9 protein-coding genes and 3 pseudogenes are annotated in these 15,095 nt (G+C 54.1%); 8 read left to right on the forward strand and 4 right to left on the reverse strand.

The window, feature by feature from the left end; all coding sequences use genetic code 11:
• Positions 1-77 precede the first annotated feature (77 nt).
• Both LOY56_RS03440 and LOY56_RS03445 read left to right on the forward strand, forming a co-directional pair.
• A pseudogene (locus LOY56_RS03440) lies at positions 78-940 on the forward strand (EamA family transporter).
• 200 nt (positions 941-1,140) lie between these two features.
• Positions 1,141-1,500 (forward strand): hypothetical protein, encoded by a 360-nt coding sequence (locus LOY56_RS03445; RefSeq protein WP_258619919.1) that lies wholly within the window; start codon positions 1,141-1,143, stop codon positions 1,498-1,500.
• Between the two features lie 69 nt (positions 1,501-1,569).
• Here LOY56_RS03445 and LOY56_RS03450 read toward each other — a convergent pair whose 3' ends face one another.
• Positions 1,570-2,493: a LysR family transcriptional regulator gene (locus tag LOY56_RS03450; protein WP_258619920.1), complete on the reverse strand. Its 924-nt coding sequence runs from the start codon at positions 2,491-2,493 to the stop codon at positions 1,570-1,572.
• A 143-nt stretch (positions 2,494-2,636) separates the two neighbouring features.
• On the opposite strand from LOY56_RS03450, the gene LOY56_RS03455 reads away from it, so the two are divergent.
• Positions 2,637-4,196 carry an MFS transporter gene (locus LOY56_RS03455; RefSeq protein ID WP_258619921.1) on the forward strand — a complete coding sequence of 520 codons (1,560 nt, stop codon included), beginning with the start codon at positions 2,637-2,639 and terminating at the stop codon, positions 4,194-4,196.
• 113 nt (positions 4,197-4,309) lie between these two features.
• Here LOY56_RS03455 and LOY56_RS03460 read toward each other — a convergent pair.
• A pseudogene (locus tag LOY56_RS03460) lies at positions 4,310-4,467 on the reverse strand (hydrolase); the annotation flags it as partial.
• A 76-nt stretch (positions 4,468-4,543) separates the two neighbouring features.
• Here LOY56_RS03460 and LOY56_RS03465 point away from each other — a divergent pair.
• Both LOY56_RS03465 and LOY56_RS03470 read left to right on the forward strand, forming a co-directional pair.
• On the forward strand, positions 4,544-5,515 hold the full coding sequence (locus LOY56_RS03465; protein WP_258619924.1) for a hypothetical protein: 972 nt from the start codon (positions 4,544-4,546) through the stop codon (positions 5,513-5,515).
• A 141-nt stretch (positions 5,516-5,656) separates the two neighbouring features.
• Positions 5,657-6,037: pseudogene (locus tag LOY56_RS03470) on the forward strand (transposase); the annotation flags it as partial.
• Positions 6,038-6,486: 449 nt separating this feature from the next.
• Here LOY56_RS03470 and LOY56_RS03475 read toward each other — a convergent pair.
• Positions 6,487-7,059 (reverse strand): LuxR C-terminal-related transcriptional regulator, encoded by a 573-nt coding sequence (locus LOY56_RS03475; protein WP_258619926.1) that lies wholly within the window; start codon positions 7,057-7,059, stop codon positions 6,487-6,489.
• 152 nt (positions 7,060-7,211) lie between these two features.
• Here LOY56_RS03475 and LOY56_RS03480 point away from each other — a divergent pair, with 152 nt between their 5' ends.
• From LOY56_RS03480 to LOY56_RS03490, 3 genes are read left to right on the forward strand one after another with little or no spacing between them, the layout of a single operon-like run.
• Positions 7,212-8,387, forward strand: a complete 1,176-nt coding sequence (locus tag LOY56_RS03480) for an acetyl-CoA acetyltransferase (protein WP_258619927.1) — start codon at positions 7,212-7,214, stop codon at positions 8,385-8,387.
• Between the two features lie 2 nt (positions 8,388-8,389).
• The gene (locus LOY56_RS03485; protein WP_258619928.1) at positions 8,390-9,931 is read left to right on the forward strand and encodes a class I adenylate-forming enzyme family protein; all 1,542 of its coding nucleotides are present in this window, start codon (positions 8,390-8,392) and stop codon (positions 9,929-9,931) included.
• A 41-nt stretch (positions 9,932-9,972) separates the two neighbouring features.
• Positions 9,973-11,313: an MFS transporter gene (locus LOY56_RS03490; RefSeq protein ID WP_258619929.1), complete on the forward strand. Its 1,341-nt coding sequence runs from the start codon at positions 9,973-9,975 to the stop codon at positions 11,311-11,313.
• A gap of 414 nt (positions 11,314-11,727) precedes the next feature.
• On the opposite strand, the gene LOY56_RS03495 is transcribed toward LOY56_RS03490, so the two are convergent.
• Complete coding sequence (locus tag LOY56_RS03495) at positions 11,728-14,739, reverse strand: DEAD/DEAH box helicase (protein ID WP_258619930.1); 3,012 nt, start codon at positions 14,737-14,739, stop codon at positions 11,728-11,730.
• Positions 14,740-15,095 lie beyond the last annotated feature (356 nt).

Below are 15,095 nucleotides of genomic sequence, written 5' to 3' on the forward strand. Positions count from 1 at the left end.
CATAGTGATGATTTGGTTGGTTCATACAGCTGCCCGCCCTGTCTTCTGGAAATAGAACTTCATGCAGAAAAAACACCCTGGCCGTCTTGGTGACGGCTGTCTGGAGCCTGAACTTTCCCATCACCAAACTAGGCCTGGCCGCTATCGATCCGCTGTTGCTGACGGCGCTTCGCTTTACGTTGGCGGCATTGCCGTGGGTGTTTTTTGTCAGGCGCCCGCTGATTGCCATAGGGTGGTTGGCCGCCTATGGATTGATTTTCGGCGTCGCGATGTGGGCGTTGATCAATCTGGGCATCGAACTGGTGTTCCACCAGGGACTGCCGCCTTGTTGATCCAGTTCAGTGCATTTTTTACCTTGGGTTGGGGAGTGTTGCTGTTTCGCGAGCATCTGAGCCTTGGACAAATCCTTGGAGTGGGGCTCGCAGCGCTGGGCTTGATCAACACTATTTTCAGCAGTCCCGGCCATGCGACGACAGTCGGTTATGGCTTGTTGTTGGTGAGTGCCTTTAGTTGGAGTGTCGGCAACGTCATCATCAAGAGGTCGAAAGTCCGGGAAATGTTCGCCTTTGTGGTATGGGCCAGCCTGTTTCCGCCGATTCCCTTATTGGTATTCACTTGGCTGGCGCACGGTTCCGCTCCGTTTACCTCCTTGGCAACGCACCTTGAGTGGGTGTCGGTGTTTTCGATTTTGTTTCAAGTCTACGCGGCGACGCATTTCTGCTATTGGGGTTGGAATCTACTGCTGCGCGAGTACCCGGTTTCCAGAGTGGCACCGCTGTCTTTGCTGATTCCGGTGTTTGGGATCGCAGGTTCGATGCTGATGCTTGGGCACAGGATTGATTTCAATGAAGGGATTTCGATTGCGCTGATTCTGTCGGCACTTGCAGTGGGGTTGATGAAGGGACGCCAGTCGGTACGCATTGCATCCTCTGGAAAATAGCATTCAGTTCTGTCTCGTATTCAGAGCATTCCTTTCCGCTCAAATCCAAAAAAAGGCACCTGCGATATTTCCGGTGGGGTAACTGAAGTTGGCGGTGGATAGTGAGGGTGCCAAGTAGTAGCATTGCGTGGCCATCTGCAGTACAGCGCCTTCTTATCGTGCTGTAGGCAGGAAGCCACACCAATTATCAAGGGAATCAGATGCAAGACTTTATCCGTAAAACCTTCGGCGGGCTTTCCGCACCGTATTACTTGCGCCACCTATTCTTCGGCTCGTTGTTCTTTGCGGCTGGCGTTTGGCTTATGGTCCAAAGTAAAGGGCCGATACGAATTGATGTGATATTTCTTACTGCAGTTTGCACCCTGCTTTATCCTTACTCGCGTTTTGTCTACGAGCGGGTTATCGGGTTTGTTATGGGAGAGAATGTTTTCTTCGTAAATGCAATATTTATGCTGTTCGTGAAGCTTTGGACAATGATGATGTGCTGGGTTTTTTCAATTTTCATAGCACCTGTCGGGCTGGTTTACCTTTACTTTTACCATCGCAATGCTTCCGTTTAAGCCACGTCGGATTTTGTAGACGTAACCGAGTATTTAACCTTACCTGCGTTCAGTCCTAAACAAACAGCTTCATGAGCGCGTTGCATCTGGGCTGTCTGTGGAAGGAATGGCAAATAGATGCTCGGCGGCAAAGTCCACGAATACGCGGATTTTCGGTGAAAGATGGCGACTGGACGGCCACAATGCCCAGAACTGCCCTTGATCTTCGCTGTGACCGTCGAGCACCGTTTCCAGGCGCCCTTGGGCGATAGCTTCGCGCGCCAGGAAGTCCGGGACAAATGCGATACCGTGCCCATCCACCATGGCCATCAGCATGGCTTCCATGTTGTTCAATGTCAGGGCGGTTGGCAGGCGTAACTGCGTGAACTGGGGGGCCGACGACATACTCCAGTCCATTATTTTACCCGTCGTGACAAATCGGTAACGCAAGCACTCATGATGCTCGAGGTCACTGATAGTGACGGGCCGTCCCTTACGCTGAAGATAGTCAGGCGATGCGCACAGGACAAACTTAAAAGGCCCCAACTGTCGGGCCATCAGCTTGGAGTCGGCCGGAACGCCGCTGCGAATCACTACATCGAAGCCTTCATCGATCACATCCACCAACTGGTCGTTGAAGTCCAGTTCCAGCTCGATCTCCGGATAGGTTTTGCGAAACCGCGACATATGGGGCAAGAGAAAGCGATAACCGATGGTGGGCAAACTGACGCGTAACTTTCCACGGGGTTCCTGTGTGGCATGGGAAAGCATCGCCCGGGCATCTTGAAGATCGTCGAGGATCTTTCGGCAGCGTTCATAGAACAATTGTCCCTCCGCTGTCAGGCTGACTTTGCGGGTGCTGCGGTGCAATAACCGCACATTCAGCGAAGCCTCGAGTTTGGCGACGTTTTTGCCCACGGCCGAGGCTGAAATCCCCAACGCCCTGGCGGCGCTGATGAAACTGAGCGCCTCGGCGGTTTTTACGAATGAGATCACACCACTAAGACTGTCCACAAAACAATTGCATCCTTTTAGTTCATTATAAGTGGAATAAAAGCCCGTTTATCTTCGATTGTATCCTAACTAGAGTGTGCGAACGATCGCGCGCCTCGTCCTGGACAGCACGGATACTTCATAGACATGCAGGGTGTGACTTAATGAACTCAGCTACCGAACTGCTCCCGGCCCATGGCCGATACTCCATCTTGGCTGCAATTTGCCTGGCAGCCTTGGTATTGCCCATGAGTTTTACCGGCGGGGCAGTGGCCACGCCGTTCATTGGTCAAACCTTTGATGCCCATCCCACGGAACTGGCCTGGATCACTAACGCCTTCATGCTCAGCTTCGGCAGCCTGCTGATGGCGGCCGGCGCCCTCGCGGACCTCTACGGACGCAAGCGTTTATTCATGTGCGGCATGGCATTGTTCGCGCTGGTGTCGATCCTGTTGGCAGTGGTCCCTGATATTATCTGGCTGGACCTGTTGCGTGGCGTGCAGGGCATCGCCGCGGCAGCGGCCCTGGCCAGCGGTTCGGCAGCACTGGCGCAGGAGTTTGATGGGCATGCCAGGACGCGCGCTTTCAGTCTTCTGGGCACCACTTTCGGGGTTGGCCTGGCCTTCGGTCCGTTGTTATCGGGATTGCTGATCGAGTACATGGGCTGGCGCGCAATTTTTCTTTGCACCGCCCTGATCGCCATCCTTTCTTTAATATTTGGCCTGCCGAAAATGCGCGAAAGCCGCGACCCGCAAGCACAACATCTGGATACGCCTGGCGTGCTGACGTTTTCCGGCCTGTTGATCACTTTCACCACAGCGGTGATCCTGGCACCTGAGCAGGGCTGGGGTTCGCCGGTCATCCATGCACTGTTTGGAGCGGCGGCGGTCTTTTTGCTGCTGTTCATCATTGTTGAAAATCGGGCGAAACATCCGATGTTGGAACTGGGGCTATTTCTGTTTCCGCGCTTTGTCGGTGTACAGATCCTGCCGATCGGCACCTGCTATTGCTACATCGTCTTGATCGTATTGCTGCCGTTTCGGTTTATCGGTGTGGAAGGTGCCAGCGCTTTTGAAGCGGGATTGATGATGTTGGCACTTTCCGCCCCGATGCTGATTGTCCCCATGATTGCCGCGTCGCTGACTCGCTGGTTGTCGGCGGGCGTACTTTGCGCCATTGGCTTCGTGATCGCAGCGGCCGGGCTCTACTGGCTGAGTGCGGTCCCGGTCGGCACGCACGCGCAGATCATCGCGGCCATGCTGCTGACCGGTATCGGTACCGGCCTGCCCTGGGGTTTGATGGATGGTTTATCGATCAGCGTGATCCCCAAGGAACGGGCGGGGATGGCCGCCGGTATTTTCAACACGACGCGGGTGGCCAGCGAAGGTGTCGCTCTGGCAATCACTGTTGCGGTGCTGACGGCCCTGGTCGCACACCATCTGAGCATCAGTGACTCGGTCAAACTGTCCGCCGTTGACTATTCAACGATCGCGCAACGCCTGGTAATGGGTGATATCCAGCACGCGAGCACCGACGCCAGGCAAATCTCGCTGACGATACTGCGCTCGGCCTATACCGCAGGGTTCAACACCTTGTTGCAACTGCTGGCGATGTTCACGCTGTTCACTGCCGCTGTGGTCTTTCTATTCCTGGGACGCCAAAGCGAAGTCGGTGTCGGCGTCGAATCCGCCCCCGAAGTCGCCTGTCTCTCATCGGATACCTGAGAAAAACGGGGCCTTGAAAAACGCAGGAAAAACGGGGCAAGACCATGATTCAGTATCGGCATGATCATCCAATTGTGTCCTATTCCTGATCATTCCATGGCAGCATCACAACCTCAACTCACCTCCACCGTGTGCTTGAATTGATGTTGCCAAAGCCTAACTCCCAATCCTTTCGTCCGATCCAGTGACAATCGGTAATCAGCGTCAGCAATAGCGCAAACCCAGCCGCCAGGCAGCAGTTCTCCGTCCGAGGGCCGCACACCAATATCCTGCGCGCCGGCGCTTTCCCAGAAAGGCCGGCTCTGCCGGTCAAAACGAACTATTCCCGACAGGAGTTGGAAAGATAGATGACTAAAGAAATTGAGCAGCGGCTCGAACGCATTCATCACGAGCTGAGCGGCTCCGAACGGGACCTGTCCAGCAAATCCCCGAGGTCGTTGAAGTACCACGTGCAGGATATCCAGCGCAGACTGTCCGATTGGCTGAGCGAGCGCCGCGACCAACAGGACAAGCAGCGCCATGACTTGCTCCGCGCCATGGTGGTGATCGGCGTAATCGGCGTCATCTTGGCCATTACGCGTTCTGCTGCCAGTGACATGGCGTGGGTGCGCGAACATACCCTGGCATTTCGGCTGTGGGGTGTGAGTTTGTGTTTGATTTTCGTCGGCGTGTTGGTGGAGCGCTCGTCGGTGGTGAGGTCGTTGTGGAGTTTCGCCATCACCAAGTTCTTGCTGTCGCTTATCCTCTCTGGGGTGGTGTTCTATGCGCGCGGTAGAGCGGCGGGGTACATCAATGGCGTCTTCCATGTGGACGCCTCCGCTTTGCCAATCACCTTGATCCTGACCACTGGCCTTGTGCTGTTCAAACTGCTAGTGCCTTTCGTGCTAATCATCGCGGCGCTGATATTGGCGCTGCACGCTTTGCGCATCATTAGTTGGGTCTATCATCAGCGCGTGGGCGAAATGACTGGGGATTTCCTCTTCTCAATGCTGTGTAGTGCGGTGGCGGGTGTGATTCTGTTTTTTGGTTGGAGCTGGCCCAGCGATCAGTTGAGCGATACGCGCATTCCGGAAAAGGTCTACCTGATCGCAGAAGCGCTGGATTTCAACCTAAGGCATGAATGCGCGAATGTCGATCCCGAGCGTCCAGTGATTTTTCTCGGTGCTGGCCAGGAGTCCGTGCTGGTCGCGCCTTACCGTTTGGAGGACTTCGATTTTGCCACTTTCTTCGAGACCAGGGTGACGGTGCCGACCCATTTCGTACGAGAGAAATGCGAGTACAAGCCGCTGGCGCCCTCGGATCCATTGGGTGGCTATTGAAAGTCGGTGCCCAATTGGTTTTCTCCGGCTGGCGTATATGGCGATGATGGGGCCGGCCTCAACCACACGATAGATCTTCAGGGATTTATGCGGGCCGGCGCTGACTTCCGCAGCGGCTACAGCACGCGGCTTTTCGATTGACAATGGAATCCATCGAGAATCGTGGCCATTTACAAGCAGCGTATGCAGATAGAAGAAGGCTTCAGGGATGTAAAAAACGAGCACTTTGGAGTCGGCGTGACTCGCCATCGGAGTCACTGTCCGCGCCGAATCGAAGTGCTTTTACTGATCTCCGCTTTGGCCAACTACATCATTTGTTTAACGGGGTTGCAGGCCCGCGAAGCGGGTCATGAACATCGTTTTCAAAGCAATAGCCTTAAACGCCGGCGGGTGTTGTCGCTGTGGCGACTGGGCTTGGAATACTGGCGCAGCGGACGCGGCTCAAACTCTCGAAAAACCTTGGAAAGACTTGAGCGCGCGTTGCGAGCCGAGGTACATCAACAGGCGCAGGCTCTGGAGTAGATTTGTGGGGATCCCTCAGGGACAGACCACGTTTTTTCTGAGAAAAGCGGCAATGCATTTTCGATAAAACCTGGTTTGCCCTTGAGAAAACCCCGCTTTTTCCCGCAAGAAATCAAGAGGTTAGAAAATGAATAGACCTACATGGGTCGGCAACTTGTATTGCACCACACAAAAACAAGATCCCGATCCCATGCAGGCCACCCGATTCTTACACCGCGCGCTGGCCCAAGCACTTCCCACTGTCCATTCTCTTCGTCTGAAAACGTTGATGTGTTGTGTCAGTTCATTACTTCGAGGCCGTCGTCTGACTCTGACAGGACTTGGTCGATTCATGTCAGGCAAGGCCGCTGCATGCCACATATAGCCGCGACTGGAGGCTTTCGCGGGACGTTCCCTGAACGTATTTCCTTGAATCTCGACCTCTCCACGTATATGAAAGTACTTGCCCGTCAACTCACAACAATAATTTTCGAAACCAGCTCCGCGCTGTTCTTGGCCTGTAGCTTTTTCATTAGGCGTGCGCGATGGACTTCCACGGTTCTGTGGGAAATCGCCAGTTTTTTTGCTACTTCCTTGCAGGTCAGTCCATTGACGATGTGCATCGAAATTTCTCGTTCGCGGGGCGTGAGGTTTACCGTCGCGTGGTGCGGTCGGTCCATGCGTTCGAAGTGCCAGACCATCAGTTTGAACGGATCGTCCAGAGTCAGGGTATAGCCGTGGGACCTGGCCCAGAACACCTCGCCGCTTTTATGTTGCATGAAGCGTTCATCGGAGTAGGAGCCGCTCTGGCTGTTGAGCAACCAGTTCTGACTGCGGTTGCCAATGGCCTTGTAGTCCGCCTGGGAGGGGTAGATCAGCAGGGTCAGATGACCCAGAAGCTCCTCGCGAGAGTAACCGAACAGCTCCAGAAATGCCTCGTTGCAGTCGAGCATCACGCGGTTGCCGGTGATGAGCTGCGGGGCGGGTGACACCTGGAACGCCAGACGTTCAAGGTCTTTGAGTTGCTTTGCGAAGACGGTCATTGGGCATCCTGCCTCGACTTACAATCCCTTATTAACGATACCGTGGGTCAGTGCGGTTACTTATGCGAGTACGTAGTTGTACTAACTAGCGAGTGATCCGGGCGGTAGGTCATTGTAATGAATACCTGATTCAAGCACAGAAGAAAATCACCATGCCCCATTCCGTTTCCATCGTCGCTGCCGCTCACTCCCGTTTTGGTCGTCTGGACGGCTCTACGCTGGAAGACCTTATCGTGCAGGTTACCCGCGAAGCCCTGGCGGATGCCGCCATCGACGCCTCAGAAGTCGACGCCCTGTTCCTCGGGCATTTCAATTCGGGGATGGTTGCGGATGGTTTTCCCGCTTCATTGATGCTGCAAGCCGACGCAGGCTTGCGCTTCAAGCCTGCCACCCGCTGTGAAAACGCCTGCGCCTCGGGCTCGGCGGCGATTCACGCGGGGATCAATGCGATCCGCTCAGGCTCTGCTGAGCTGGTGTTGATCGTGGGCGCCGAGAAGATGACTTCCAACTCTACAGCCGAGGTCACCAAGGCCCTGGCCGGTGCCGGTTATCAGAACGACGCCCAAGAGGCCGGGCTGAGTTTTCCGCAGTTATTCGGCCTGGCTGCGCAACAGTACCGTGACCGCTACCAGTGCCCGATGGCATCGATGGCCGCCATCGCCACCAAAAACCACTCCAACGCCATGGCCAACCCCTTGGCGCAGATGCACCGGGTCATGGATTTCGAACATTGCAACAATGTGTCCAAAACCAATCCGTATGTGGCGCAGTCGCTGCGTCTGACCGACTGTTCGCTGATCAGCGATGGGGCTGCCGCCATTGTGCTGGCCTCGTCCAGGCGAGCCAGGCAGTTTCGTCGTGAGGTGTTGATTCGCTCGGTGGCTCAAGTCAACGATTTCCTGCCGATTACCCAGCGTGACATCATCGCGTTTGAAGGCCCACGGCGTGCGATCCATTCGGCTTTGCGCGGGGCTAATGTCACCTTGGGCGATCTGAGTTTTGCAGAGGTCCATGACTGTTTCACCATTGCCGAACTGCTGATCTACGAAGCCATGGGCCTGGTCCCCAAAGGCGAGGGGCACCGAGCGCTGGATGACGGTATTGTGCGGGCGGGCGGGCGTTTGCCGGTGAACCTGTCTGGCGGACTCAAGGCCAAGGGGCATCCTGTGGGTGCCACGGGGGTATCGATGCACGCTATGGCCTTTTGGCAGTTGACGGGCGAGCCTGTCGGCCTGGCCGTGCCGAACCCCGAGTTCGGTCTATTGTTCAACATGGGTGGCATGGCGGTCGCCAATTATGCCTCGGTGCTTCAGGCTCACAGGGCTTGAGCATGAACATTGCCAACTGGCTGAACGACGCCGGTCGACGCTGGCCAGAACGTCCAGCGTTATTTGAGGGACAGCGGCAAGTCGCCGACTACGCCACGTTTGCCGCTCATGTCCGTAGTCGTGCCGCGCAGCTCATAGGCGAGCACGGCATTGCGCCCGGCGACCGTGTGGCGCTGTTCATGAAGAACAGTTGCGAATACCTCGAATTACTCTATTGCGTCTGGTGGATTGGCGCGGTCGCGGTGCCGATCAACTGCAAGCTGCACCCTGTTGAAGCTGGCTGGATCGCCAACGATGCGCAAGCCCGTCTGATCTTCACCGAGGGCGGCAAGGTGTTCTCGCCCGAGATGTTGCCGCAGGGCTGTCGTGAACTGAATGAAGCGGACAGTGTGGTGTGTGCTTCGTTCGATGCGACGACGTTGGAAGATCCTTGCTCTCGTGATGCCGATGACCTTGCCTGGCTGTTCTACACCTCCGGCACCACCGGGCGATCCAAGGGGGTGATGCTGTCCCACGGCAACCTGACGGCCATGTCACTGTGTTATCCGCTCGACGTTGATCCGGTCAGTCCGGATGATGCAGTGGTGTACGCGGCCCCGATGTCCCATGGCGCCGGCCTTTACAACTTTATCCATGTGCGTTGCGGAGCTCGCCATGTTGTCCCCGAATCCCGCGGTTTCAAGGCCGACGAGCTGTTCGAACTGGCGAGCGGGCTGCGCGATCTCATGTTGTTCGCCGCGCCAACCATGGTCAAGCGCATGGTTGAACAGGCTCGGCGCCAAGGCTACGGCGGCGACGGGATCAAAACCATTGTCTACGGTGGCGCGCCGATGTACCTGAAGGATCTGCAAGAAGCGGTCGAGACCTTTGGCGCGCGGCTGGTGCAGATCTATGGTCAGGGGGAGAGCCCGATGACGATCAGCGCGTTGTCGCGTGAGTTGATCGCGGATCGAAACAGTCCCGACTGGGCCTCTCTGGCAGCTTCCGTGGGTCGGGCACATTCGTGCATGGAGATCAGGATTCTGGACCCTGAGCACCGACCGTTGCCTCCCGGCCAGTCAGGGGAAATCGCCGTGCGTGGTCCCACCGTCATGCAAGGCTACTGGCGCAACGACGAGGCGACTCGCCAGACCTTGGTGGATGGCTGGCTGTTAACCGGCGACATCGGCTTTCTTGATCACGCGGGTTATCTGACGCTCACCGATCGCTCCAAGGATGTGATCATTTCCGGCGGCTGCAACGTGTACCCTCGGGAAGTAGAAGAAGTGTTGGCGCAGCACCCGGAAGTATTTGAAGTCTGTGTGGTTGGCGAGCCGAATGTGCAGTGGGGGGAAATGGTGGTAGCGTTCGTCGTTCCCCGTGCAGCAGGATCGCTCGATGAATCGTTGCTCAACGCATGGTTCGTCGAACGCATGGCGTCATTCAAAAAACCGAAGAAATACGTATTTTGCTCGGAGCTGCCCAAGAACAGTTACGGCAAGATCCTCAAGACCGAGCTGCGCCTCTGGTTGAAGGAGGTCGCGAACGGCACTGCAGTTCCCTGAGTTGTGTTTCCCATGGATAAAATCAGACAGGAGTCCCTCACGTGGACATTCAACAGAAAAACCCGGCCCGGCAACGGCGTCGGGCGTTTATCGGTGCAACGTCCGGCCACCTGATCGAGTGGTACGACTACGGCGTCTATGGTTTTCTTGCCGTCTATATCGGCAAGGCGTTCTTCGTCTCTGATGACCCGACCACCAGCCTGCTCGCCAGTTTTGCGGCTTTTGCCTTGAGTTTTTTCATCCGGCCGCTGGGAGGGCTGTTCTTCGGTCCGCTGGCGGACAAGATCGGTCGGCGCACAACCCTGATCACCGTGCTGGTGATGATGGCCGGTTCGACCTTCTTGCTGGGGGTGCTGCCGACCTATGCCTCGATAGGGATTGCAGCGCCGATCATTCTGGTGTTAATCCGCTGTGTACAGGGCTTCTCGGCCGGTGGCGAGATCGGCACCATCACCAGCTTCATCTCCGAGTACGCCGGGCCTGGGCGACGCGGCTTCGCCACATGCTGGTTGATGGTAACGGCGGTGCTCGGACTGTTACTGGGCGGTGCCGTGGCCAACGGCATGACCTGGGTCATGGGCGCCGACCTGATGCAAGCCTGGGGTTGGCGTATTCCGTTTCTGATTGCGGCACCTCTGGGCCTGATCTCGATGTACATTCGCCTGAAGCTTGAAGACAGTCCCGAGTTCCTGGCATTGCAGCGCTCGGGGGAAACCTCCAGGGCGCCTCTGCGAGAAGTCTGGCAGTGGAAACGGGCGATTGCCCTGGTGTTCTTCATCATTACCCTGCACAGCTCGATCTTCTATCTGGTGCTGACCTTTGTCTCGATCTACATGTCGAGCATTCTCAAGTTCGACAGCGGCACGACCTTGCTCTACGTCTTCGTTGCCAGCTTATCGGCCGCAGTCGTCATGCCATTCGGCGGTGCGTTCACGGATAGAAACGGGCGTAAGCCGTTTCTGTTGGTGGTCGGCACCCTGGCCACCTTGGCGATGTACTGGCTCTTCAAATCGGCCCCCACGGCGACGCCTGCTTCATTTATCTACCCGTTGATGGCGGTGGCCATCCTGTTCGGCCTGTATGCCTCGTCGACTTACGCGTTAATGAGCGAGTTGTTGCCCACCCGAATCCGCTCCACCGGTATCGCGGTGGCGTACAACATTCCGGTGGCGGTATTCGGTGGTAGCGCACCGCTGATTTCTACCTGGTTGATCAAGGTGACCGGAGACATTACGTCGCCCTGGTACTTCTACATAGGCACGGGAGTGGTGTCGTTGATTGCGTTGGTGCTGTTGCGCAAGGAGGATTTTGTCGCCTGTGCAAGTCCCGTCGAGGTGCCGGGCGTTGGGCGAGCTGATATGGCGTTGGCCCCCGAGCCTTGAGCATGCACGCGATAGACAAAATCCCAGATGCAATAAAGCCCGCGCAAGACGGGCTTTGTTAATGCTTGAGGATAGGCTCGCACAAGAGGGGCGAACCAGATTTCATTGATGGATTTCAGGCACAAAAAAAGACGCCCTTGGACGTCTTTAGATGATTAAGTGGTGGGCCGGGGTAATTTGAATTCGATCGGTAAGATATTAACTTATAACATTTATATTGTTTTTTGTTTTTAGTTGGAATACCAATTGGAATACAACACTCCACTTGACCACCCGCTTGCATTCGATCTTACCAGAACGCTTCGTAACCATGATTGGCAGTGAACTGCCCATAGCGCTGATTGCTGCCAATCAGCGTCGGCAGGGATCGGCCAAAGGCATTCGCTCGGCTGAAAGGCTAGACATGTAGCCTCCTCAGGGCGAAGTAAAAATCCTCAAATCCACATCTAGTTCATCCGCTGTGCTTAGCCAATCCTCGATAAGCTGAAAAGCTTGAATACTCTCGGGCGAAGATTTGAGTGGGTTTCCCATGCTTTTGATGAAATGGTCACTGGAAAATGAATTTCCACCCACGATCCAGATCTCTTTTTTACATCTCATTGATTTTCTTCGTTCGCAGATAAGATCCCAAACTCGCTCAGAAAGAGTGCCGTCAGGTGCTACCGGATGATTAATTTGACCATCGAATAATCTATAGCGCGTCCCGAGCGGATAAGTTGCATCATTGGAGGGCCAGCACCCATTCCACGTTTTGAAATTTCCCGGTTTTATGTTCTTGTTATTAGAAACAAGCATATGAATATTTTTAATCGCTTGACTGCCGACCTCGGCGAGAGCACCTGCTGATGATTTTGGATTGAGGGTGTCGCCACACTTGACATGAACGAAACATAGCCTCTCAGGGGATGACAAAATGAAATCGCCCGGCTCAACGCCCATATCGCAGCAAAGCACGAGATCACAACCAGGTATGAACTTGGCGAACGGCCCCAGCTCGCCGTGTGGCGTGCCTGGGTTCCCATATCCCTTTAGCCTGTCGATGAGATGGAAAATCGAGTCCGTATCAAAGTTGTCTCTGGTGGTTTGAAAATATTTGTGATCCCGGACGTGACCTTTCTCCTTAAGGTTTTGGCTCCGCATCTCTGGAAGTGGGAACAGCGACGCTCCCGCGAAACTTTGTTCAGCTTCGATTCCCCGCTCATAAGGAAGTGCCAATCTGTAAAAGCTTCCTCCTAGATACGTGACCCCATCCTCATACAGTACTTTCAAGCGATGGCCAAAATTTAGATATTCCACTACCCATTCATGATCAGCCCTTCCTTCAGAAATACCAGCGAGCTGGACTTCGAAACATAAAGCATCGTCCGAGTACGTCAAAGCTAGTTCAACCAACTCACCATGTGCATGGAAGCTGATTCCGTCATTGAAGTTTACGTAAATAAACTCTGCATGGATCTCGCCCCGGCCGATCTGCCTAGGTCCATCGAGTTCATTGAAATCTAGCAATACGGAAAGGATCTTTGCATCCGGCCTTTCGGCTATCGGTTGCGCGTAGGATTTGATAAGCCGTCCGGCATTGCCTCCTGCCTCGATGCATTCGCTGACCACGTCGATCCATTGAGAAAGATCATACAGCGTGAAATTGGATTCCTTCTGATCGACCACTCGGCCTGATCTGGCACCAATGTAGTAGCTACTGTCTTTCTTGCCGTCCAAGCCAATATTGTCGACTTTCACCATCGTTAAGGCATATCTGGAATTGCTCTGATTACTACGGCTTCTATCTAGGTTTTGTCCCTTCAAAGCCACAGACTCCGGACGTCGAACAGCTTGGCCAATAGCTCGGGCGTGAGTCTCCTTGACCTGATGAATCGCGGTCCTGGCCGCTAACGCAGTAAGCTTGTCGATATGGATGGCATTACGCAGCCGATATTGCTCTTGGTTGTAGTATCGCCCGCCGCCGCTATCGAATATTGCTACACCCGACCCCATCTCCTTTACGACAATTACATGAAGTTTTGGCTCAAAAAACAGCTTGTTAGAAAAGAATTTCGAGCTATTAAACGACACGTAGACCATGACTTTTAGGTCGAGGACCTCCTCATAGCTCTTGACCAAGGCCCCGTATCCATGAAGCTCCCAGTAGAGGCGATCCATAAGTAAGGACAGGGAAAATTCTTCCTCCTTCTGCACGAAGCACACCGAAGCGTGAGGGATTTTGATGTCGTCCTCAGGAACTAACTCATTGAGATCCACTCGCTCCTTGAATTTGCCATCGAAATAGCTGTACTTGGGGAAACTATCGAGGAAGGACTCGATTAGGTAGCTCGTACTGAGAGACTTTACGAATTCTGACGCTCCTCCACTGGCGAGATAATCGTCAAATTTTTGGTAGCCATCCCACATCCCCTCATTCGCCCCCCGGCTAAGATCCAATACCAAGGGCTGGGCTTCCCCGTAACGCCGGACGATCCGGCCGACGGCTTGTACCAGCTCTCGCCCACTACCCAACTCGTAGGTCAGAACCAATAATTTGGCTTCGGGAATGTCTATGCCTTCGTCGAGCTTGTGCTGGTGAATGATTACCCTGAGGCCCTCAACTTTAAGTGCTCGTCCAACCCGCTTAAATTTATTTGTCTCCTCCTCATTTTCCAAACGCTCATGGACACTTGCGGTGCAAAAAAGTGGAGCTATTAGGTTGTGATATCTCTCGATTTCCTCAAGGCTCTTGCACTTAACGATGCATTTTAGGCTGTCGTCGACTTCCAGATAGTCCGTAATCTTCGCGAGCATTTTCGCTTCATCGGCAATCTGCTCATAAAAAGGCTCCGAAATTACTCCATCGGCTACAGCATCTTTGAACGTAAACACATAGAAGTGGTCTGTACTCACGTTTAATTCAAACAGGTCATTCCTATAAGGCGTCGCGGTAATCACCACCTTCATGGCGGAAGATTGGCGGATTATTTCTCGCCAAACGGGTGACGGCTCTGAATGGCCTTCATCAACGATAATTAAATCGAAGTCCTGCTGAATTTTTCCAAGAGCCTCATCTCCGATAAATGTTAGTTTCTGGAAACTGGTTATGTAAACTCCATCGCCTTGCCCGAAATCAGAATCCCTGAAAGTTTTCTTAAGTTTAAAGTTTTTATCATCGATTGTGGTGCGAAAGAATTTTTTAGAAATCTCTCGAAAAAGTTGATCTTTCACTGCTTTGCGGTGACATATAACAAGGACTTTAGCTGCGCTCGAGAGATGGGATATAAGCGAAATGACCCCCGTTTTTCCCGCCCCGGTGGGCAGATTTATTAATAAGGCTTTATCCGCTTCATTTTCCTCGGCATACTTCACGAAACTTCGCACTGCGCCGAGTTGGCAGTTTCTTAGCTTTTCTTTCGCTGAATCCAAATACTCGAGAATTTTCACAACGTTCGTCCATGTCGAAGGAGGGCGTGTTCGTAATGCCACTGCCTGCTAAGCAGTGACCTAGCAGGCGGGAGTGTCAAAATGACATGGCTGACAGTATCTTGATACTTAGTGACGGTAAAGTGAGCGATTACAACCGCACGGGAGCAAGAGGTGGGTGCTCATTTTTGCTTCTCATCCTGTGATCTGCCATTTGAAAGTATGTCGGATATTCTCTTATGTCAGTTGGGAAGCTCAGATCTTAGGCCGGCACTAGGTACTTTGATTCTCTCATTACCCAAATGCAGTTAGCTTGGCTGGTTCAGCGACGAAGTGGTGGCCAATTTGGTCAGCAACCTGCTGACCAAATTGCCCTC

The sequence above is a fragment of the Pseudomonas sp. B21-048 genome (assembly GCF_024748615.1).
GTDB lineage: Bacteria > Pseudomonadota > Gammaproteobacteria > Pseudomonadales > Pseudomonadaceae > Aquipseudomonas.